The organism is Flavitalea antarctica, from assembly GCF_054461535.1.
The window spans coordinates 50543-73196 of the sequence record NZ_JBTLQG010000023.1 but is presented as its reverse complement, the minus strand read 5'-3'; the positions used below and the strand labels follow the sequence as shown (position 1 = coordinate 73196).

23 protein-coding genes are annotated in these 22654 nt (G+C 43.8%); 13 read left to right on the top strand and 10 right to left on the bottom strand.

The features are described 5' to 3' along the window. Positions 1–211: 211 nt before the first annotated feature. Both ACX0G7_RS18495 and ACX0G7_RS18490 read left to right on the top strand, forming a co-directional pair. On the top strand, positions 212–1219 hold the full coding sequence (locus ACX0G7_RS18495) for an alcohol dehydrogenase catalytic domain-containing protein (protein ID WP_458925004.1): 1008 nt from the start codon (positions 212–214) through the stop codon (positions 1217–1219). Then, positions 1220–1855 carry a class I SAM-dependent DNA methyltransferase gene (locus ACX0G7_RS18490; RefSeq protein ID WP_458925003.1) on the top strand — a complete coding sequence of 212 codons (636 nt, stop codon included), beginning with the start codon at positions 1220–1222 and terminating at the stop codon, positions 1853–1855. Between the two features lie 49 nt (positions 1856–1904). Here the strand turns inward: ACX0G7_RS18490 and ACX0G7_RS18485 are convergent, their stop codons facing one another. Continuing rightward, positions 1905–2354: a DUF1569 domain-containing protein gene (locus ACX0G7_RS18485; protein WP_458925002.1), complete on the bottom strand. Its 450-nt coding sequence runs from the start codon at positions 2352–2354 to the stop codon at positions 1905–1907. A gap of 255 nt (positions 2355–2609) precedes the next feature. Between ACX0G7_RS18485 and ACX0G7_RS18480 the strand changes: the two genes are divergently transcribed. Further along, positions 2610–3167: a nuclear transport factor 2 family protein gene (locus ACX0G7_RS18480; RefSeq protein WP_458925001.1), complete on the top strand. Its 558-nt coding sequence runs from the start codon at positions 2610–2612 to the stop codon at positions 3165–3167. A 17-nt stretch (positions 3168–3184) separates the two neighbouring features. Here the strand turns inward: ACX0G7_RS18480 and ACX0G7_RS18475 are convergent, their stop codons facing one another. Then, positions 3185–3334 (bottom strand): hypothetical protein, encoded by a 150-nt coding sequence (locus ACX0G7_RS18475; protein ID WP_458925000.1) that lies wholly within the window; start codon positions 3332–3334, stop codon positions 3185–3187. A gap of 91 nt (positions 3335–3425) precedes the next feature. On the opposite strand from ACX0G7_RS18475, the gene ACX0G7_RS18470 reads away from it, so the two are divergent. From ACX0G7_RS18470 to ACX0G7_RS18445, 6 genes are all read left to right on the top strand, one after another. Beyond that, positions 3426–3821, top strand: coding sequence for a DUF6010 family protein (locus tag ACX0G7_RS18470; RefSeq protein WP_458924999.1), 396 nt, complete (start codon positions 3426–3428; stop codon positions 3819–3821). 4 nt (positions 3822–3825) lie between these two features. Beyond that, positions 3826–4527, top strand: coding sequence for an adenylate/guanylate cyclase domain-containing protein (locus ACX0G7_RS18465; RefSeq protein ID WP_458924998.1), 702 nt, complete (start codon positions 3826–3828; stop codon positions 4525–4527). Beyond that, complete coding sequence (locus tag ACX0G7_RS18460; RefSeq protein ID WP_458924997.1) at positions 4502–5077, top strand: helix-turn-helix domain-containing protein; 576 nt, start codon at positions 4502–4504, stop codon at positions 5075–5077. Before ACX0G7_RS18465 ends, ACX0G7_RS18460 begins: the two co-directional genes overlap by 26 nt. Before the next feature lie 342 nt (positions 5078–5419). Then, entirely contained in the window at positions 5420–5902 is a 483-nt protein-coding gene (locus tag ACX0G7_RS18455) for a heavy-metal-associated domain-containing protein (protein WP_458924996.1), read from the top strand. Between the two features lie 24 nt (positions 5903–5926). Then, on the top strand, positions 5927–6751 hold the full coding sequence (locus tag ACX0G7_RS18450; protein ID WP_458924995.1) for a hypothetical protein: 825 nt from the start codon (positions 5927–5929) through the stop codon (positions 6749–6751). Between the two features lie 45 nt (positions 6752–6796). Next, entirely contained in the window at positions 6797–7732 is a 936-nt protein-coding gene (locus ACX0G7_RS18445) for a GlxA family transcriptional regulator (protein WP_458924994.1), read from the top strand. A gap of 92 nt (positions 7733–7824) precedes the next feature. On the opposite strand, the gene ACX0G7_RS18440 is transcribed toward ACX0G7_RS18445, so the two are convergent. The 3 genes from ACX0G7_RS18440 to ACX0G7_RS18430 form a co-directional block, all read right to left on the bottom strand. Further along, complete coding sequence (locus tag ACX0G7_RS18440) at positions 7825–8130, bottom strand: phosphoribosylpyrophosphate synthetase (protein WP_458924993.1); 306 nt, start codon at positions 8128–8130, stop codon at positions 7825–7827. 68 nt (positions 8131–8198) lie between these two features. Then, entirely contained in the window at positions 8199–9215 is a 1017-nt protein-coding gene (gene yiaK / locus ACX0G7_RS18435) for a 3-dehydro-L-gulonate 2-dehydrogenase (protein ID WP_458924992.1), read from the bottom strand. Next, the gene (locus ACX0G7_RS18430) at positions 9212–10252 is read right to left on the bottom strand and encodes a zinc-dependent alcohol dehydrogenase (protein ID WP_458924991.1); all 1041 of its coding nucleotides are present in this window, start codon (positions 10250–10252) and stop codon (positions 9212–9214) included. Before ACX0G7_RS18430 ends, yiaK begins: the two co-directional genes overlap by 4 nt. A 192-nt stretch (positions 10253–10444) precedes the next feature. Here ACX0G7_RS18430 and ACX0G7_RS18425 point away from each other — a divergent pair, with 192 nt between their 5' ends. The 4 genes from ACX0G7_RS18425 to ACX0G7_RS18410 all read left to right on the top strand — a co-directional run bounded on the left by ACX0G7_RS18425 (position 10445) and on the right by ACX0G7_RS18410 (position 18397). Continuing rightward, complete coding sequence (locus ACX0G7_RS18425; protein ID WP_458924990.1) at positions 10445–12337, top strand: CocE/NonD family hydrolase; 1893 nt, start codon at positions 10445–10447, stop codon at positions 12335–12337. Positions 12338–12438: 101 nt separating this feature from the next. Further along, positions 12439–14238 (top strand): DUF885 family protein, encoded by a 1800-nt coding sequence (locus ACX0G7_RS18420; protein WP_458924989.1) that lies wholly within the window; start codon positions 12439–12441, stop codon positions 14236–14238. A gap of 67 nt (positions 14239–14305) precedes the next feature. Continuing rightward, positions 14306–16555, top strand: a complete 2250-nt coding sequence (locus tag ACX0G7_RS18415) for a S9 family peptidase (RefSeq protein WP_458924988.1) — start codon at positions 14306–14308, stop codon at positions 16553–16555. Between the two features lie 171 nt (positions 16556–16726). Then, positions 16727–18397 (top strand): FAD-dependent oxidoreductase, encoded by a 1671-nt coding sequence (locus ACX0G7_RS18410; protein WP_458924987.1) that lies wholly within the window; start codon positions 16727–16729, stop codon positions 18395–18397. Positions 18398–18403: 6 nt separating this feature from the next. On the opposite strand, the gene ACX0G7_RS18405 is transcribed toward ACX0G7_RS18410, so the two are convergent. The 5 genes from ACX0G7_RS18405 to ACX0G7_RS18385 all read right to left on the bottom strand — a co-directional run bounded on the left by ACX0G7_RS18405 (position 18404) and on the right by ACX0G7_RS18385 (position 22512). Further along, the gene (locus ACX0G7_RS18405) at positions 18404–20035 is read right to left on the bottom strand and encodes an NADP-dependent glyceraldehyde-3-phosphate dehydrogenase (RefSeq protein ID WP_458924986.1); all 1632 of its coding nucleotides are present in this window, start codon (positions 20033–20035) and stop codon (positions 18404–18406) included. 290 nt (positions 20036–20325) lie between these two features. Further along, on the bottom strand, positions 20326–20940 hold the full coding sequence (locus ACX0G7_RS18400) for a DinB family protein (protein WP_458924985.1): 615 nt from the start codon (positions 20938–20940) through the stop codon (positions 20326–20328). A gap of 143 nt (positions 20941–21083) precedes the next feature. Then, positions 21084–21578, bottom strand: a complete 495-nt coding sequence (locus tag ACX0G7_RS18395; protein ID WP_458924984.1) for an SRPBCC family protein — start codon at positions 21576–21578, stop codon at positions 21084–21086. 101 nt (positions 21579–21679) lie between these two features. After that, a complete protein-coding gene (locus ACX0G7_RS18390) occupies positions 21680–22150 on the bottom strand; it encodes a DUF6644 family protein (RefSeq protein WP_458924983.1) in 471 nt (156 codons plus the stop codon). An 8-nt stretch (positions 22151–22158) separates the two neighbouring features. Then, positions 22159–22512: a DUF6152 family protein gene (locus ACX0G7_RS18385; protein ID WP_458924982.1), complete on the bottom strand. Its 354-nt coding sequence runs from the start codon at positions 22510–22512 to the stop codon at positions 22159–22161. Positions 22513–22654: the final 142 nt, after the last annotated feature.

Below are 22654 nucleotides of genomic sequence, written 5' to 3'. Positions count from 1 at the left end.
ATCAATAAATAATAGCTTCATGTAGCTAAAAGGCTTATTGTTGTAGCCAAAAAAATGCCGCCTGAACTTTGCATTTAGGGTGAAATTTTATCGGGGCATTTTTCGCAGGCTCTGTCGCTACGGTGGAATATCTTTTGATTGTACCTCCATCTGCTGTTAAGCTGAAACCGACTTGCACTACGTCAGTATCTTCCAAATAACCTCGTTCGAAATGAAAATAAAAGCATACGCCATCAAACAAAAGAATGGAATAGCAACTCCATTCAGCTATGAAAGATCGGTTGGTGACAATGAGGTCAGCGTCAGGATCAATTATTGTGGTCTTGCAAGAGGTGATATTCAATTTATGAGCAATGATTGGGGTGATACCAAATATCCATTTGTTCCGGGCCACGAAATAATTGGAACAGTCGAAGAAGCCGGTTTGAATGTATCAAGCCTGGACGTTGGAACCCGCGTCGGCATCGGTTATCAGCAGGGAGCCTGTTTTGATTGTGAGTACTGTAAATCAGGCAACGAACAATTTTGTGCGGAGCAAAAAGTGATTGGTGTTCATTGTTATGGCGGTTTGGCTGATCATATAATTGTTGATCACCGGTTTGCTTTTGAAATGCCAGCCTTACTTGAGTCCGCGAAGTCAATTCCGTTGCTGTCTTCCGGTCTTACTGTATATACAGGCATTATCAAGGCGCAGTTGTCCGCCAACTCCAGGGTCGGTGTACTGGGAGCCGGGGGCCTGGGGCAGCTGGCGATCCGGTATTTAAATAAAATGGGACACCAGGTTTCTGCATTTTCTCATTCCCCGGACAAAGAAGCAATGATCATTCAGTCAGGAGCAACGTTGATATTGAGCTCACAGGGTAATGCACTTACTGCTTTGAATAGTCAGTTTGATTTTATTATTTCAACAGTGAATGCGCCCTATGATGTGGATGCATTTTTGAAGATGCTTAGACCGCAGGGAAAGTTTTGCGTTGTCGCTTCGCCATTAGAAAAGCAATCAATAAGCCTCGGTTTACTATATGATTATGGACAACGTACTATTTATGGAAACTATATAGGGAGTCGCAGAAATTTGACCGACATGCTTGATTTCTCTGCAAAAAATGATATCCCGGACGACGTAAACATCATGCCATTTACCAAAGTGAATGAAGCAATAGCATTGATAAGAGAAGGAAAAGCCAGCGCAAGGGTAGTGCTAAAAAACCAGGAATAGATGAATACAAATGAGAAAATACAAAGCTGCTATAATAAGGTTGCTGACGACTATGCAGCTGAGCGTTGGGATGAACTATACAAGAAACATTTTGACATGATGATATTGAAGGAGTTTGCAACCGTCAATAAAGCCAGGGGATTATGTGCGGACTTTGGTTGCGGTCCGGGACAGACTACGAAATTTCTTTACGATAATGGGCTCACCAACATTATAGGGATTGACCTGGCCCCGGGGATGATTAACGCTGCGCAGAAGCTTTTCCCTTCCATCAGGTTTGAAACCGGTGATCTGTTGAATATCGGTTACCCAACTGAACACTTTGCAAGTGCTGTTTCTTTTTATTCCATCGTTCATTTCTCTGTTGACGAGATACGCATTTGTTTCCAGGGTATAAACCGGGTCCTGAAATCCGCGGGAAACTTTTTGTTCTCCTTTCATGTCGGAGACGAAATAATTCATTTTGATAAAGCCCACGATAAAGAAATTGATGTTGACCTTATCTTCTTCAAGTCAGATGAAATCATAGCGTTGCTTCATGCAACAGGCTTTAAACTGCTTGATGCTATAGAGAGGCGTCCCTACGAAGAGGAATATCAAAGCAGGCGGGGTTATATCTGGGCGGAAAAAAGATAAAAAATCGGTATTCAAGCCACAAACAACAAGCTCGTCCTCCAATTTATTTTTAGCTGCTAAATTGTTTTAAGTGATGGTCCATGTGTTTATAGATCAATCTTCCCCATTCGGTTTGACTTAATTTTCCGAAAAAAGGATGCGGCTTCAAAGCTGCATGTGATCTTGCTTTTTCCAGATGATCCAATAGATCACTTTTTCCTGTTTCAATACCGCTAAATGAAAAGCTGGATAGATCTGTGTTCATTTCGGCTGGTGTTTGTGCCCCTTTTGGCCATGGAATGGCTGACAGCAACATCCATTTACCCAGGCGAGACCTCATAAACGAAGGGCCCTGGGTTTCAGAAGGAACTTCACCCAGGGCGAGTTTTAACTGCATGGTGCAATGAGCAAGCATTTGCAGTAAGTCCATTTTTCCCCAACGCCGGATATTCCTCTCATTAAGACCTGCAATTCTGAGCTTTATCTCAGCATAATCTTCTTCGTTACGAATATTTTTCATACACTCTAAATTTACATAAAAGATTGCCAGGTTATTACGTGGGAGCTCATGTATAGCCTTAATTCATACTTAGGATTGATGCCCATTCACCGGCCCTGTGGTCACCAATATATCTTAAAATTATTTTTCTTTATCTGGATTAAAACCTAGCTTAGCTATCAGTACCCCGCTATAATCTTCGCTTACCCGCCCAGTTTTTCAGATACAATTCCCAAGGTTTCGATTCCTCATCATATAACCCTCAAACAAAAAAACATGAAGAAGATTATTCCTGGAATTATTCTCTGTGCAAGCCTATGGGCATGCAACGACGATAAACAAGCCGAAATTGCAAGTGATGTTACTCCTGACAGCGGCTCGGTCAAAAGCGCTCATACAGATGTCCTGGACCTAAGCGAGGCTGAAGGCATCAAAGCTTCATTCGCAGCCCTTTCCAAAGGCGATGTTGATGGTATGACAGCCAATTTTGATGATAATGCCAAATTCTTCTGGGCCGGAGGGGATAGTGCTGTCGGCAAACAGGCTATAAAAGATTACTGGAACGGCAGGTGGAAGCTTATTGAATCGCTATCTTTTCCCGAAGTCATTGTTCTGCCTGTAAAAGTAAATGAGACCCAGTCACCAAGGTATGTCCCCAACGGCAAATGGGTTTTTGCCTGGACGCTATCACAGGTGAAGTATAAAAATGGAAAAGCCTTAAGTTTTTGGGCACATACCGCTTATTACTATAATGAGGCCGGGAAAGTTGTGCAGGCAGTCCAGTTTATAGATCGCCATCCGATTATGGAAGCAACAAAAGGGATGGTCAAGTAGCTGACAAGTCACATCTATCATAGCAGACGCACTACCAGGGATTCATACACCAGTTGAAAATTGTTCCTGGCGGCTGCATCGAGAAGATCCGGAGCTATACCAGGCTCCGGTTTTGTTTTTTCAGCGTTCGCAGATTTGAATGATTCTGTCCGTTTTTGACGCCTCATTGTCTTTTCAGCCTTTCATTATTGTCCCATCTTTGTGTTGTTCATCATCCAGCCAGGGCATCTTCTGCTCCCCAAAGCAAAAAGAAATAAAATGATAGAAGCTGTTGCAGGAATCGTCGTTGGTATAGTAGTCATCGTCGTTTCACGAATGCTATCCAGGTTCTTCACCACCAAACTCATCGCCGCTACTATTCTAATTGCTATCGCCTTTATTTATGTAGGGTTTTCGTTGAAAGACAATCCAGCGGGCCTTATAGTTTTAGAAGTGTGTGTGGCACTGGTCTTTTATTTTATGGCAATTATCGGGTTCACACGAAACAGCTCGATCCTGGCATATGGTATTCTCCTTCATGGTGTCTGGGACATATTACATCACACCGGGATCGCCTTTGGCGCCAGCATCCCTACCTACTATCCAACATTCTGCGTGATAGTTGATATCATAGACGGTCTATACTTTCTTTATATTTTTAATAAGCAAACCTGATATTATGACTGCAGAAGAAAATATTGCCATCCTGATGGCTGACCTCACAGGATATACAGCGCTTACTGAAACCCATGGTGCAAGTTCAGCAGCTGACCTGATTGATAAATATCTTGAGATAGTGGCAACCTGTCTTGTTGGCGACAGCAGCTTGAAAGAGCGGACCGGCGACGAAATAATGATCGTTTCCAGTTCTGCGGATTCTTTACTTGCTACAGCCATGTTGATCCTGAATAAAACAGCGAAAGAAGAAAACTTTCTGCAGGTTCATTGCGGACTGCATTATGGAAGAGTATTGCACCGGAACAATAGCTATTTCGGTTCAGCGATAAACCTTACAGCCAGGATAACTGCAAAAGCAAATCCCGGGACCTTATGGTGTTCTGAAGATTTTTTCCGTGCGATCACCAACACAGCTGTGCTTAACTTCCAGTCAAAGGGTAAACACAGTTTTAAGAATATAAATGATGAAGTGGAAATTGTTGAACTGGCACATATGCGCCAGGAAACGTTTTATATTGATCCGGTTTGCAGGATGCTCATATTAAATAAAGAAATGGCTGTCCGGTATCCCGGCCCAGACCCTGTTTATTTTTGTTCAGATGGCTGCAGGCATATTTATCATTCAAATAATCCGGGGTCCGATATAATACTTACCAGCAAACAAAAAAGTTATTTGAATGCCCATCGATATACTATTAGTTAAGAACATGGTTTGCCATCGCTGCATCCTGGCTGTAGAAGATATTCTTCTAAAATCGGGGATATCCTTTCAGCAGGTCACTGTCGGCGAAATTCACCTGGAAAGAAAGATAAGCGATGAAAAAATGCATCTGTTATCCGGGCACCTGGCCGGAATAGGGCTGGAATTGATTGACAACAGGGTCTCGGGGACTATCGAAAAAATAAAACAACTGGTGATCCGAAAGGCACGAAAGGACCTGGGTGAGAAAGAAAATCAAATGAAACTTTCCGCTTTTCTCACCAGTAACCTTCACCATGAATATACCTACCTGAGCAGTTTGTTTTCCTCAACAGAAGGTCGTACGATAGAGAATTATTTTATCGAACAGCGCATCGAAAAGGTGAAAGAGCTGCTGATATATAAGGAAATGACCCTCTCAGCAATATCATTTGAAATGGACTACAGCAGTGTGGCACATCTGTCAAACCAATTTAAGAAAGTCACCGGTCTCAACCCTTCGCACTTTATAAAAGCCGGCTCATCCAAACGCAAATTACTGGATCAGATCTAACCCAAAATTCTATAAACCTTACACAAAGTTGTGTAACAACAACGGCCCGCTCTGGTTCTATCTTTGTTTTATCAAATTATAAAAAACAAAAATTATGAAATCAGAAATTAAAGCGGGTATGATTACCTCCAAAGACAATCAAACATGTGATAACCCAAATTGTACATGCGAAAATTGCAACTGCGGAAGCAATTGTACCTGCAAATTCTGTAACTAGGGCAGTTGTCACCTTCGCCCCATAAGCCATCCAAACGCGGATGGCTTATTTAAAATCTCACCATTGGTTAACTACTATAAATGAAAAAAGGCTCCTTGAAAAGCCGGTTACAAAAAAATGATAATATGAAAAATATCTTACTGGTCATTGCCATAGCTTTTACTTTAACCTCCGAAGCGCAGGTTAGCAAGATTTCTTTGCAGGCAAGTGGATTAACCTGCAGTATGTGCAGTAAGTCCATCGATAAAGCTTTGAAGACACTTGACTTTATCCAAAACATTGAAGCGGATATAAAAACCTACACATTCGAGATTACTATTAAAGAAGATGGTATCGCAGATTTCAATGCGATAAAAAAAAGGGTAGAAGGCGCAGGCTTTTCGGTCAGCAGTTTTATCGCTACGATCAATTTTGGAAAGGTTACTATTGAAAAGCATCAACCCCTGACAGTTGGAAATACAATACTATTCCTGGTAAATCCGCCTGAACAGCCGTTAAATGGCACCAAGAGGGTTAAACTCTTAGATAAAGGGTTTGTTTCTGCGAAAGAATATAGACAAACGAACCTCCCTGTTTTAGCACCCGGCACATATCACGCATCGATATAATACAAATCTGATAATCTTTTTGCAATGAGCTTCTTTACAATAAGGCAGTGCATATTTGTTGCCTTCATGTTTATTTCTTCTGTTGCCCGTACGCAGGAACTGTTTTCCCTTACCGAACCCGCCAGTAACCGGCCGTCGGGAAGTATAACCTTTCGACTCGATAATTCGATCATGGATGAAACTAATAATTCCAGGATCAACTACCACATGATTCCTGGTGTAATGATCGGCGTGTCAAAAAAGCTCATGATAAGCGGCGACGCTTTCTTCAGCAACCGTGGTGATGCCTTCAGGACTGAAGGGGCCAGCATATATTCGAAATACCGATTTCTTAGCTACGATGCCATGCAGCGACACTTCCGGATGGCAGTCTTTGGCAGAATAAGTTATAATAACAGTGACATTCACCAGGAAGAGATCAACATGTATGGCCATAATACCGGCGTTGAGATTGGGTTAGTTGCTACAAAACTGATACAAAAGGTTGCCATATCATCAAGCTTCTCTTTTGTCGATGCGACAGATAACGGCAACGGTAATAAATTCATCTACGGTAACAAAGGTTCAAAGGCAGTTAACTATACCTTTTCTTTCGGAAAATTAATGTTGCCAAAAGAATACAGTAATTATTCGCAAACAAATATTAATCTTATGTTGGAATTGCTAAGCCAGCTCAATGTGGGCTCCGGTAAATACTATATGGATCTGGCACCATCTGTCCAGCTGATATTTAATAGTCAGAGCCGCGTGGACATAGGGTACAGAAAACAAATAACCAGTACCTTGCTCAGAACTGCGCCAAACGGCTTTTTTATCCGCCTGGAATACAACATGTTTAATGCACTTTAAACGGTACTATCTTTTCGCCGTGGCATTTAATATTCAATAAGCTGTATGAAGAAATTCGCTTTTATTATTCCTCCCTGTGTTGAAATACTCGACCTCGCGGGACCAGTCCAGGTATTTACGGAGGCCAGATTTTATGGGTTTGAAGTGTCGCTGGAATTTTATTCTTTCCAGGACGATATAGTCAGTTCTTCAGGACTGGCATTTGGTAAAGTGAAGCATCATAAGGATGCGGATCTCCGCGAAGGCGACTATCTTTTCATTCCCGGCATGGACTTCAGTTATGTAAATAGTTTTGAGTTTAAGGCTGAGCATGATTTCTATAAATGGGTGAGAGCGTGTTCAGGAAGAAAGGCCATTGTCTGCTCAGTCTGTAATGGTGCCTTCGTGCTTGGCAGGGCAGGTTTACTGAAGGATACGGAATGTACAACCCACTGGCGACGAATTGAGGCACTACAGCTGGAGTTTCCCGATGCAAAAGTAATTACCGATATACTTTTTAAGAAATCCAACAATGTGTATACCAGTGCCGGGATCAGTGCAGGTATTGATCTTTCTTTAGCCATTCTCGAGGAACTAAAAGGTGCATTATTCACACACAAGGTAGCGCGGGGGCTGGTAGTGTATCACAGGCGTAATCATGATCATACGCAGCAAAGTGTATATCTCGATTACCGCAATCACATCAATCCAAAGATCCACACTGTGCAGGATCATTTGATTGATCACCTGGCGGACGAAAACAATATAGAGGACCTGGCATCACTTGTCGCCATGAGCCCGAGAAACCTGAGTAGGATCTTCAAAGAAAAAACAGGTACAACAATCCTGGAATATCTCACGATGCTGCGCCTTGAGCTTGCCAAAACGATGCTCAATAATCCCGAGTATACGAGTGGTTATATTGCAAGCAAATGCGGGTTCAAATCACCCAGACAATTACAACGTATCCTCAAAGCCAATAAAACAGACAGAACAAATTAGTCTTCACGCATGTTTCGCTATCGTGTTTTTTGGCTCGGCATATTTATTCAAAAGGGCGGCAGGGTAATAAGGAGTCAGGAAGATGAGTGATTTTATCTTGTGATCTCCAGCTTTTCCATCATCTCATCTGCAACGGGCTCGCTGTAAATACCGTATGCATTCACCAATACGCCTTTCAGGTCGTATTTCTCAGAAGAGATCGCATATAAGATCGCTTCATCGGACGGATTACTTTCTCCTTCAAAACGGTAAAAGCTGTCGACCTTGAATTCATCCGCAAAAACTTTGTATTCACCATTGCGGCATTCGAGGCAGTTTTGCCTTAGGTTAAAATCTTCTGTATATCCCTGGGAACGCAGGTCGTTCATGGTTTCTGAAAGTGTTACGTATGTACTCATAGTTCAACTTTTATAAATATTCAAATGATCTTAAATTACCCAAATAATTACGTCTATATCGAATGCATTTAAAGCGCCATTATTTTTTCCCAGACCGTTGATAAAACCGGAATGCCCTTTTCAAGATTTGTTTTCCGGCTATTCAAAACGCGTTCGCCGGGATACGTTATTTTCTTTGAGTTATCTGCTGGTACCGAAAGATGATAATCGGCGATGATACCATCTACTGTTTTCGCGATTAGTGAATGATTACTGAGTTTCGTGATGTCAATGGCAATAAACAATTGGGATATCTTTGTTTCCGTTCCGCCTTTTGTTATTTCATGACCTGCCAAACCTCCTGATAAAATGGTTGTAAGTATATCAAGTAACAAAGACATGCCGGCGCCTTTCCAATAGCCAATCGGCAATGCGCGACGCGACGCCAGTATCTCGGCGGGGTCACTTGATAATTCACCTTGTTTATTATAGCCGCCGGTTACTGCCAGTTTTTCGCCACGAAGCTCAGTGAGCTCCATGGCTCCAAAGGAGTATTGAGACATGGCCATATCCAATACGATGGCTTCATCCTTATAAGGAAGTGCCAATACGAATGGGTTGTTCCCAAGTCTGGAATCCAGTGCTCCCCATGCGGGCATTACCCCGATGGTATTTGTTATTCCAATAAAAACATATCCTGCTTTAGCCGCGCGCCAACCATAGGTTCCACCCCTCATCCAGTGATTGGTGTTCGCCAATGCTACACAGCCAATGCCATATTCGCCCGATAATTTCATTGCTGTTTCCGTGGCGTGCACAGCATTTAAAGTGCCCGGTCCCTGGTTGCCGTCCCATTGTTCGATGCCACCGAATTTATGTTTTAAGGATGGTGTGGCGGTTGTCTTGACAAGTCCCATTTTTACATGCTCAACAAATACCGGGAATCGATTTACTCCGTGAGTATAGATGCCATCCACACTATTACCAGTAAAAATTGCGGCAATGGCATCAGCTCGTTCATCATAAAAATTAAGCCCGGCTAATATTTTTTTGAAGCGGTCATGCATCTCATGCGAACTGATCAAAATTGTTTTGTTACTGTTCATATTTCAACCTGCACTTTTAATGAATGTATTTTATCTGCTGCCAGCTGCATAGCTTTTTTTATATCAGTAAATGGTAATACACTTGTAATAAATGGTCGAAGGTTAATTCTGCCGGATAATACCAACGCAATAGCTTCATCAAAAATGTTCCCGTACCTGAATGAGCCAATCAATTGTATTTCTTTAACCATTAATTTGTTTGCCGGAAGTGGGATGTTTTCAGTTCCAAGAGTTCCTATCTGAATGATGGTTCCCCCTGGTCTCACAATATCAAATGCCTGACGCAATGCTGACGCAGATCCGGATGCTTCAAAAATCAGGTCGAAACCCCTGCCAGTCAGTTCATGCACCTTTTGCGCTATACCCTGTTCAGCAGGATCGATCGAACAATCAACGCCGGATTCAAGTGCGGATTTCCGTCTTTCAGGCACCATATCACTCACTGCTACCAGTCCGGCGCCATAGGCTTTTGCTGTGAGGGCAGTTAGCAAACCTATAGTTCCGCCACCCGTGATTAGCACCTTTTTGCCCGAAATAGCTCCGGCTCTTTTTACGGCATGGAGTCCGACAGCCAAAGGTTCAATCATTGCACCAGAACCGTCATCCAATTGATCAGGCAACAAATGGCATTGACTTGCGGCCGCCATTACAAACTCTGCCATAGCACCGTTTGTTGGCGGATTGGTACTGCCGCTGCCTAGCATAACAGTATCCGGGCAAAGATTGCTACGCCCACTTTGGCAGTCGTCACATGTTCCGCACGGGCGTGCCGGATTTACGGTTACTCTTGAGCCAATGCTCAAAGGGCCGGTAACATCCTGGTTCATTGCGAAAATTTCGCCTGTTAATTCGTGGCCCAGAATAAATGGTCTTGAAGGAACAAAAGCTCCGCAATAACCATCTTCGAAATAATGCAGGTCTGAACCGCAGATGCCTGCTCTTTTGATGCGGATAAGAACCATCCCGGGTAAAGGGTCAGGTGTCTCATAATCTTCCAGCCGGATATCCTTTGCACCATACAAAACAGCCGCTCTCATTGGTCTGAGTATTTATGATTGAATATACTATAATCCGATGATGCAAAAATGCTAAGGGAAGAAATTGCGAAATCTCATCCGGCGGCAGATGTTTTAGTTTTAATTTCATTACTGTAATGCGATAACAGAAAACGGAATGAAGAAAATCGGGCAGCTGGATTTATGAGCAGCCGCATTCCATATCTTAGCAACATGAGAAAAATTATGTTGTCTCTCCTGTTTGCATTCGTAACAGGAGTAAGCACTGCACAGGACACGACTGCAGCATATCGAAGACTTGATTCGATAGCGATTATTGACCAGAAAGTAATGATGCCAATGCGGGATGGCGTCCGGCTTGCCACAGATATTTACCGCCCGAAAGGCGACTCAAAAGCTCCGATCATTTTTTCCCGCACACCTTATAATTTTAATACCTGGATCGACGGTAAAATGACCACCAGGACCCTCGAAGAAGCATACAATGCCGTGAGTCGTGGATACGCATTGGTGGTACAGAATGAACGCGGTCGTTTTTTCTCAGAAGGAGAATGGGATATCCTTGGCACCCCACTTACTGATGGCTATGATGCTTTCGAGTGGATGGCTAAACAACCCTGGAGCAATGGCAAGATCGGTTTGATAGGCTGTTCCTCCACCGCTGAATGGCAGATGGCCGTTGCTTCTCAGAATCATCCTGCTTTGGCAGCAATGGTCGCCCAAAGCTTCGGTGCAGGTATCGGGCGCGTGGGAAAATATATGGAACAGGGCAACTGGTATCGTGGCGGTGCACAGCAAATGTTGTTCACAGCCTGGTTATACGGAACGCAGGACGATATCTTCAAACCCCGGCTCCCGAACACAGTTACACAGGATGATGTGCGCCGCCTCCAACGATTTTATGATATGGGACCGGAGATGCCAAGGGTTGACTGGGCCGCAGGTCTCAGGCATCTCCCGGTAAAGGACATTATAAAAAATGTACAGGGACCGGTGGGGATCTATGATAAGATGATTGCCCGCAAGCCCAATGATACTGCCTGGTTCAGCGGTGGCCTTTATCATGACGATATGCCACTTGAGGTTCCGGCCTATTGGTTCGTATCATGGTATGATGTTTCTTCCGCGCCTAATATTGCATTGTTTAATCATGTAAGAAACAGTGCCAAAAATAAAGCCGTGGCAGATAACCAATATCTCGTGATCGCTCCAACCCTTCATTGTTCCTATAAACGTGCTACGGAAAATACCATCGTCGGTCAGCGTAGTATGGGTGATGCAAGGTTGAACTATGATGAGCTCACCTGGAGCTGGTTTGATATGTTGCTCAAAGGTGATAACAATAAATTCAAAGAGAACAATCCACCGGTCAGGTATTTCACGATGGGAATCAACAAATGGCAACAGGCCGAAAGTTTCCCCCTCCCCAATACCGAAACCAGGTCTTATTATCTCAACAGTGGAGGTAAGGCAAATACCCGGAACGGTGACGGAACCCTCGTACTGAAAAAGCCCGGTGCGAAGGACCAGCCCGATGGCTTTACTTATGACCCGATGAATCCTGTGCCCTCTTACGGCGGAAATGTTTGCTGCACCGGCACGGCGGTCCAGGGGGGAGCTTTTGACCAATCTGAAATGGAATTACGTGATGATATCCTGGTCTATACTTCGGAGCCACTGAAGGAAGGAGTGGAGATCACCGGGTTTATAGAATCGACCTTGTATGTGTCATCAACCGGCAGGGATACCGATATTACTATAAAACTTATTGATGTGGACTCGTCCGGGAAGGCATATAACCTCGATGAAACGATCCAGCGCCTGCGTTACCGGGAAGGATACGACAAGGAAGTGATGATGGAAAAAGGCAAAGTGTATAAAGTTGATCTCACCCCGATGGTGACGAGTAATTATTTTGGAGCCGGTCACCGGATCAGGATCGAAGTTTCAAGCAGTAACTTTCCCCGTTTCGAGCGAAACCTGAACACCGGCGGAAATAATTATGATGAAGCTAAAGGAGTGGTTGTCGAAAACAAGATTCATCATTCTTCAAAATATCCTTCCGTGATCAGGCTCCCGGTAATCCCGGGCAAACCTGTCAAATAGAATGCTTAACCTTGAAGATGATGGTCGCATGCCATCAGCGCCCAAAGTTCAATGCATCCCTTTTTCGACTATACTTAACCGTTACCATTAATTTAATTAAAATGCAGATCAAAAGTTTCAGTTCTACCAGGTTCATGACTGTTTTTTGGATCATGTCACTTATTTGGGGGTTCACCGTTGATGCCAGTGCACAAAATAGCAGTGGAAAGAATTTGTACCTGCAAACAAGCGAGATGGCTGATATGATGATACAGTTTGATGCGGACCGCGCAAGTATCATGCGATTCTATTCAACAAGTGGTACCGGCGATGAATGGTGGCTCCGGCAACAACGAAATGATTATAATTCGCCCGAACGCCGTCAACGTTTGATGCAGTTGATCTCTGAATACCTCAGGCAGACTGAAGCAGTGAATTTTGACCGGATGAGTATAAATGGTAAGGTCGATTACCTGCTTTTCAGGCGAAACCTGGAAGACGGCATTAATATGTTAACGCAGCAACAAAAGAATTATGAACAAGTGAGCAGCTTCCTGCCATTTTCTGAAAAGATCTACGCTATTGAAAAACCTCGTAGAAGGGGAATAGGAGTAAACGGAGAGGCGGCCGCTAAAGAGCTTAATAATATCAGCAAAGAAGTAAGTGAAGCCATCGCAAAGCTGAAAAAAGCGGATAGCATCGACATGAAGCATGCGACCCTGGCCGCGGACGCTGTTAAAGGGCTACAGGGAGCGTTAAAAAATTATTATAATTTTTACAATGGATATGATCCCCAGTTCACCTGGTGGGTGCCTAAAACATATACCGGTCTTGATAGCCTGCTCAACCTGTATGCATCATCATTAAAAAAGAAAGGAAAAATCAATACGTCCCAAAAGGACGATGGTAGTGGCATCATTGGCAACCCGATCGGGAGGGACGAATTGATCAGAACCCTCAAACTAGAATTCATCCCTTACACGGCCGAGGAACTGGTAGATATTGCAAACAAGGAATTTGCCTGGTGTGATGCCGAACTGCTGAAAGCTTCACGCGAAATGGGTTTTGGAGATGATTGGAAGGCGGCACAGGAAAAGGTGAAGAACATGTATGTGCAACCCGGTAAACAACCGGAAGCGATGTACGATCTGTACAAACAATCCCTCGACTTTCTTAAAAAAAATGATCTGCTTACCATACCTCCACTGGCTGAAGAGGCGTGGGGCATGTACATGATGTCTCCGGACAGGCAACGGGTAAATCCCTTTTTCCTTGGCGGCGAATCGCTGATCATATCCTATCCGACCAATACAATGACTTACGAAGAAAAGATGATGAGTATGAGGGGAAACAACCCTTATTTTTCCCGTGCAACTGTTCATCATGAATTGATTGCAGGACACCATCTGCAGGGATACATGAATGCAAGACATAAAACCTACAGGGAATTCGATACGCCTTTTTGGGTGGAAGGAAATGCGTTGTACTGGGAACTTTTGTTATGGGATTTGGGATTTCCCCGCAAGCCGGAGGATAAGATCGGTATGTTATTCTGGCGGATGCACCGTTGCGCGAGAATTATCTTCTCACTTAACTATCACCTCGGAAAGTGGACGCCACAACAATGTATAGATTTCCTGGTGGACCGGGTTGGGCACGAAAGGGCGAATGCAGAAGGCGAAGTCAGACGCTCATTCACGGGTGGCTACGGGCCACTGTACCAGATTGCTTATATGATCGGTGGTCTGCAGTTCATGGCATTGAAGAAGGAATTGGTGGACACGCGCAAGATGACCTATAAGCAGTTTCATGATGCCATCCTCCACGAAAACAGTTTACCCATAGAGATGTTGAGGGCAATTCTTACCGATCAGCCTTTAACCCGGAGTTATAAGACCAGTTGGCGCTTTTATAACAAATAGATCAGCATAAGAAAATTCCACCGTTGATTGACAATGTTTGGTTAATTTAATTGACCAAACTAACACAATGAAGAGATATTTAACCAGCGTTTTGTTATTGCTTTTTCTCTTTCCGACATTTGGGCAGGAACTTTCAAAGAAAGACTATGCCCGCGCTGTGTCGTTCCTGTGGCCGAATCTGACGAACAATAAAGTATTCAATCTTTCCATACAGGTTAACTGGTTTCCCGATAGTACCGGGTTGTCTTATGTCACCTACACCAGTAAAGAAAAGGTCTTCAACAAGTTCGATTTTAAGGAAATGAAAACTACAAGGCTGTTTGATCAAGATCGGCTTGCACGCTTACTTAACGACTCATTAAAGACCAGTTTTAAAGGTGATTCCCTTCCCTTTAATGCTGTCAATTATGTAAATAAGTCGACCGTTGATTTCAATATCGGGGGTAAAGGATACCGGCTGGACCTAAAGTCATGGAAACTTGAAATCAAAAAGCCGCGGACCAACAACGCGATGGAGGCGGGATCCCCGGATAACAAATGGACCGCATTCACCAAAGACCACAATCTTTATGTCAGATCGCAATCAACCAACCAGGAGAAACAACTCAGCAAAGACGGTAAAAAGAACTATGAATATGCCAGCTATTATGAATGGGGGGAATTGATCGAAGGCGAAAATGGTGAGCGCCCGCCGCATTTCGGTGTTTACTGGTCACCTGACTCCAAATGGATCCAGACTTATATCTGTGATCTGAGCAAAGGCCGGAAAATGTATTTGCTCGACTGGAGTGTTGATAGTTTGTACCGTGCCAGGCTCTTATCATATTATCGTGGTTCACCGGGCGACACTGATATGGTATACATGATACCGGTGATCTTTAATGTGGAGACTGGCGAAGAAATCCGTCTCGATGAGTTAAGGAACGTAAATGCCGCGAGTTTTGAATGGGCCAGGGAACCTGGAATATTGTATATGGAAAACAGGGTCCGTGGTTACCAGCAAACCGACCTTTATCGTTATGATCTTAACGCAAAAAAACACGAGAAGATCTATACGGAAAAAAGCCCGACCAACATTGACAACTATAATTCGCTGATGGTAGAGGATCGTGGCGAACTTATTATCACATCAGAAAAAGATGGCTGGAAACAATTGTATACCCTTCGCGTTAAAGATAAAACACTCAGGCCGCTGACCAACGGTGCGTTTTATGTGAACGATATCCTGCATCCAGGTAAAAACAATCAGCCCATTCTTTTTACGGCTTCCGGAAAGGAATCGGGACGTAATCCTTATTATCAGCATGCCTATAAAATAAACCAGGACGGTTCCGGATTAACGCTCTTAACCCCGGAAAATGCCAACCATGACGTCTCGGTCTCACCTGATGGAAAATATATTGCCGACAATATTTCCGCCCCCGATAAACCTTCGGTACTGGTGTTGAGAGACACCAAAACGGGTCGGATCCTCAATGAATTGGGTAAAGCAGATATCGCAGGATTAATGGCAATGAATTATCGTTTCCCGGAAACCTTTACCGCAACGGCGCGTGATGGTGTTACAACAATCTATGGTGCTATCTGGAAGCCCACATTGTTTGATTCGTCAAAGCGGTACCCGGTTATTGACCAGTCATATACCGGGCCTCATACCAATATGTTCCCGAGAACATTCACATCAACATTGGCCCGTTCAAACCAGGCACTTGCCGAACTCGGATTTATTGTTGTAACCATAGATGGAATGGGCACCGCGGGAAGATCAAAGGCATTCCACAATGTTTCCTATAAAAACATGGGAAAAAATCTTACGGATCATGTGCTTGCCATAAAAGAGCTGGGAAAGCGGTATTCATGGATCGATACAGGCAGGGTAGGGATCTTCGGTCATTCTGCCGGTGGTTATGACGCCGGCCACGCAATGCTCGAATTTCCTGAATTCTATAAAGTTGCCGTGGCAAGTTCCGCTGATCATGATTTTCGAATGGAAAAAGACTGGTGGCCCGAAATGTATATGGGCTGGCCGGTCGATTCAACTTATGACCAGGTGTCAAACATTACGATGGCCGGAAAATTACAAGGCAAATTATTGATCGTTCATGGCGGGCTGGATGAAAACGTAAACCCATCAGCAACTTTCAAACTGGCAGAGGCCCTTGTAAAAGCGGATAAGGAATTTGATATGCTTATCTTCCCCAGTCAGCACCATGGTTACACGGGAAAGTTCAATGACTATTTTACAAAAAAGAAATGGAATTATTTTGTTCAGCACCTGCTTGGCGCCAGGCCAATCTGGGATTTCGAAATGAAATAAAGTTTCACTTATGCATTGCTTTGGGCCAGGACTTAGAGATTAAATTTTGGTGACAAACTCCTTATTAAATTTTGAATGCATATTTTTAAAGCTGGTTGCAGATCTGACTGATAATTATATACCTGCAACGCTTATACCTGACGGTTACTATAAACATTACTAAAAATGCTGATGAAAGTTGTTAATCCCATAAGATTGATCCTGTTTTTCTGGATTGCATCGTGTGCCTGTAATTCACCAAAAGAGAACACAAACGATTATGAGGCAGACATCATTATTTACGGCGGAACTTCGGCTGCAATCACTGCCGCGGTCCAGGCAAAAAACATGGGTAAGACAGTCATCATCGTTTCGCCGGATACCCATCTGGGCGGGCTCAGTGCAGGCGGCCTCGGCTTCACAGATACCGGCAACAAGGGAGTGATTGGTGGCTTGTCGCGCGATTTCTACCACAGGATATATATGCGCTATGCCCAGGATAGTAACTGGAAGTGGCAGCCTAAATCAGAATACGGAAACAAGGGTCAGGGGACGCCGGCAATCGATGGAAATGAAAGAACCATGTGGATCTTCGAACCCCATATAGCCGAGGCAATATTTGAAGATTATGTAACCGAAAATAAACTCGAGATATACCGCAACGAATGGCTCGACCGCGCAAAAGGTGTGGAGAAAAAGGATAATGCCATTGTTTCCATCAAAACCCTGAGCGGTAAGACTTTTAAAGGAAAGATGTTTGTGGATGCTACGTACGAAGGTGATCTTATGGCTTCGGCAAATGTGAAATATCATGTTGGGCGGGAAGCAAACAGCGTATATAAGGAAGAGTGGAATGGCGTACAGACCGGGATTTTCCATCATGGCCACAACTTCACAATGAACATTTCACCATATAAGGTTCCCGGCGATCCTGCCAGTGGTTTGCTGGCAAATATTTCATCTGCGGACCCTGGAAAGAAAGGTGAAGGCGATAGTAAGATCCAGGCTTATTGCTTCAGAATGTGCCTTACCAATAACCCGGAAAACAGGGTCGCTTTTGCCAGGCCCGATGGCTATGATTCTACCCAATACGAGCTCCTCGTTCGTGTTTTCGCTGCAGGCTGGAAGGAATTATTCAATAAGTTTGATCCGATACCAAACCGCAAGACGGATACTAATAATCACGGTCCTTTCAGCACTGATTACATCGGGATGAACTATGATTATCCTGAAGCTTCGTATGAGGCACGCCGTGAGATCATCAAAAAGCACGAGACTTATCAAAAAGGATTGATGTATTTTATCAGTACCGATCCCCGCATCCCGGATAGTATCCAGCAAGCGTTTAACACCTGGGGGCTGGCGAAGGATGAATTCAGGGATAATGGCAACTGGCCACACCAGATCTACGTGCGTGAGGCCCGTCGGATGATCAGCGATTATGTGATGACCGAACACGATGCCCTCGGCAAACGCGAGGTGCCTGAGCCCGTGGGCATGGGATCATATACGCTGGACGCTCATCACGCGCAGCGATATATTACACCGGAAGGATTTGTTCAGAATGAAGGTGATGTAGGCGTGAAGGCCCCGAAACCTTACAGTATCTCCTATAAGTCCATCATACCCAAAAAAGCAGAATGCGGTAATTTGCTTGTCCCTGTATGTATTTCCAGTTCACATATTGCTTTTGGTTCGATACGCATGGAACCGGTATTCATGATATTGGGTGAATCGGCCGCTACAGCTGCTTCCCTTGCCATCGATGCCAAAATCAATGTACAGGATCTGCCTTATGAGACGTTGAAAACATCTTTGTTAAAGCAAAACCAGAAGCTAAGTCTGAATGATACGGCTCAGTAACACTTTCTAGAACAGGTAATCCGTACTCAGGAAATTCGAGTCGCGCTTCTTTACGATTTCGTTGAAAAGGTTTTTATTGGATTCAGTTTCCTTTGTTGCCACCAGCGACCGTATAGAGAATGAACGCAGCGCATCAAAAACAGAAAGTGTGCCTTCTGCACTATCTTTCCTTCCTGTAAATGGAAATACGTCAGGACTACGCTGTGCCTGGCAGTTGATGTTCACCCTGCTGACAAGATTTACAAAAGGATCGATAAGCCGGGCAACCTCTACAGGATCTTCGCTGAATATACTTACCTGCATGCCATGGGTGGCATTTACCTGGTAACTGATGGGTTCATCTATGGATTCGAATGGCACTACCGGTACTATAGGGCCAAATTGTTCTTCGTGGTACAGTTTCATCTGGTCATTCACGGGGTAAACGACTGCAGGTATCACTAATGAGGCTTCATTATACCCTCCGTTCTTGTTAATCACTTTTGCTCCTTTGGCAATAGCATCATCAATACATTCTTTCAGGTATGCGGGTTTATTGGCTTCTGGCAGAGGGGTGATCTTCACATCTTTTTCCCACGGCAGCCCGGGTTTGAGGGCCTCCACCGCCACCTTCAGCTTTTCAAGAAAAGCAGGTGCCACTTCTTTCTGAACAAAAATCAATTTTAGCGCCGTACATCTTTGTCCGTTGAATGACAGAGCCCCTAAGATACATTCGTTCACCGCAACGTCGAGATTTGCGTTCCGGGTGACGATGGCAGCATTTTTTGCATCGAGGCTGAGTATCGCACGAAGACGATTTACTTTGGGGTGTAATTTCTTGAGACCATTAGCAACTTTGCTGGAGCCGATAAATGCGAGGACGTTTACCTTTCCGCTTTCCATAACGGGGGTTACGATATCGGCACCCTTACCATATAATGTATTCACTGTACCCTTCGGAAAAGATTCTTTAAACGCATTGAGCAGTGGATAATGTGCGAGCACTCCATGTTTTGGCAGTTTAAACAGTATTGTATTCCCCATGATAAGTGCGGGAATGAGTGTCGTAAAAATTTCATTCAGGGGATAGTTGAAAGGGCCCATGCTCAATACAACCCCCAGCGGTGCACGACGTATCTGCGCGATGGTACCTTCTGCGTGCTGAAACCTTGATGACTCGCGATCAAGATCCTTCAGGGCATCAATGGTGAAATTGATATAATCAACGGTCCGGTCAAACTCCTTTGTGGAATCAGCCAGGGTTTTACCGATTTCCCACATCAGCAGCCTGATCACAAGATCGCGTTGCTGTATCATGAGGTAAACAAACTTTTGCATACACTTAATTCTGCCTTCAACAGACATGGTTGGCCATTCTCCCAAGCCGTTATCATAGGCAGCCACGCCCGCGTCAAGGGCTTCAAGTGCTTCTTTTCCACTGGTATTAGGAATAGTGCCAAGCAGTTTGCGCTCAGGGCCGTTTTTGGTAAGAATACAAACGGGTGAATAGACCTGGGTAACGGGTCCATTCCATGGGACCAGTTCGCCATTCAACAGGTAAGATTTTTGGTGAATTTCCGGAACGATATATTCTGCTGGTATGTTACTTTCTTCCTTGAAGATTTCTAACGATGCTTTAGTTAATGTTTGTTGATCCATGTTTGTGCTATTAGTTGAACTTCTGAAACTTTGGTGTTGTGACTTTGAAATAAGCCGGTTAGCGACGGCAATTTAAAGCATATTTTGGTTGAACGATATTCTATATCTGAATTAAGGCTTGTATCAAATTCAGCATTTGAGTGTTGAACTGAATGTTGAACTGACATTATATTTTTGTAAAATTTTTTAAACCACCCCGCAAAAAAAAAAGCAAGCTTAAATAGCTTGCTTCTAAAGTCCCTCATAGGAACAAAATCATTTACCACGTTCGATCATTTATTTAACTGAATTTATTTGTCTGCTTTTGGAAAGTCAGGATTTTGCATAACTTCATCAATCTGTGCAGTATGCCGTTTGCAGTGACCAGCCATGAAGACGATTGTCTGATATGCATCAACTTTGCCAAAAGGAAAATCATAGTAATGATTTCTCAGGTCATCAGTAGTAGTGTTTATGTAATCAATGTGTTTATTTCGTCTTGAGATAAATTCTTTTAACGTTGTTTGAAAATCTCCGAACTTACCTGTTGGCAATACTGCTTCCTGTGCTTTAAATTTTGTGCTTCTGTTCTCTATCATTTTAACTACCTGGTCATCACTTAACTTTACTTCACTTCTTTTTGAAGGATCGGCCGGAGCTTTTAAGGTTGATAGCGCAAGATCGAAGAGCCCATTCTCCGCGATAGTAATATGTTCGACACATTGAGCCACGGACCAGGCTGATGAATCAGCTTTGAAGGCGAGCTGGGCAGGAGTAAGACCTTTGACTTTTGTTAATAACGTTTCGCGTGACTCCTGCAGCAGGTTTGAAGCGTATTTCCGCTCAGCATCTGTTAGTCCGGCTGTATTGTTAAAGCTGGTAGTTACGAAAAGCAGGGAGCAGAGAAGCAATTTCATTGAGTTCATACTATAGTTTTTTAGATTAGACAATTACACCGATCATGGCTATTCAAAACGTTCATTTCAACTGGCATAGCCGGGTGCTAAGATAGTTGTTGGAAGATTTTATGCGCGGGTGTTAAGAGGACAATCTAAGGGGGTGAATTGGACTATTTATGTTGATCAGGCCAGGGTCGGCCTTTGCCTGTTTCGCAAAACAATTTCAGGCTTCGGAGAAACATAGCCCAGGTAAAATTACACTCCGCTAACATCAGCGTTTGGTCGCTCCAGTTGTCGTGATTAAATATTAATAGGCTGACAATTGCAACTTTTTTCAGTTGCTGTATCTGTCCTCTTATTTCCGGATGTTTTTGCACGAGCGATTGTGCATCACCTTCTTCAATCCTGAAGGTGATCATTGTATCTATCCATTGAGCATCTCCACTCAGGCACTTCCACTTTATGAGCCGCCCCGGTTCGAGTTTTTCAATGTGCATTTCTTTATAGTATTCGCTACCAAAGGGAAAACGAGCAATACTGTTGACTTCAGATTTTGCGGTTGATCCTGGTGTCCACCAGGCCGAAAGTCCATGGGCACTGGTGATTGAATCATATACTTTTTCTGCCGGAGAGGCAATTACCAATGCGTGATAAATATTAGGCATTTTAATCTATTGAATGAGGAAGACAAATTGATCCCTAAAGCTAGAGTGAATAGCAATACTCGAATGGGTACGAACTGGACATTGTGTGGGGGCGATACGGACTAATACGCCAGCAGCCGCCCGCATGCTATGATAGCTACCCATAGAACGATTGACAGTATCGCCATTAATTTCGCGGCAGAATGTGGTTCTGTTTTATTGTTGGACTGCGAACGCGCGACAATCTTATGAAAAACAAACGCATTCAATCCTGCCACCAGTAACAACATCAACTTGGTCCAGAAAACAGGATCGTACCCGAGAGTGCTGGCATTGGTGGTAAACAACAGGATGCCGGAAGGTATTACTAAGATCAGCCCTCTCAATGACCAGGGCAATATATGCCTGCTTAGGCCATCCACAGCTAAATGCCTTGATGATCCAAGTAAACGAAGGTCGAACAGGAAAGCTCCGCCTACCAGCAATACTATGCCGGTGATATGTATAATTTCAAGAAAGGGATACAGCCAGGTGGACTGCCGGATAGCCACTGCAAAGGATGATTGCTCCAGAAACTGCAAAAAAGCATTCATTCCAATTGTCAACGCAATTCGTATTTGATATCCTTTACAAATACTCTTTCCGCCCTCATTTCATCTTTTTTTTCTTTGTGCGGATATCCTACAACACGTATTTGGCCACCTTGTTTTATCATTTCCGCAGTGAGGCCGCGGTCAGTCATCCGGCTCACCGGTGCGAGTATTACTGTCCAGACCTTTTTCCCCTCGTTTACCTTAATCACTCCATGCGGATTCTCATACTTGGATGTCTTAATATTTCCCGTGAAATCAAGTGTTTTGGTCTGATCATAATCGGCCCAACCATGGTGTGGGGGAGTAAAAGATGCACAGATCAGGAAAGTCAGGACCGCGCAAATGTTTTTAAGACTTTTCATAACGCAAGTATTTGATTATGAAAGTTACAAAAATCGCCATTGAAAAATTCGGTGAGTCTGGTTTAACCAATTCCAGTTAACCTGCTTTAGCCAATTCCTGTGAGATGCTATCGCCCGGAGATTTTTTTTATCAAAAACGACC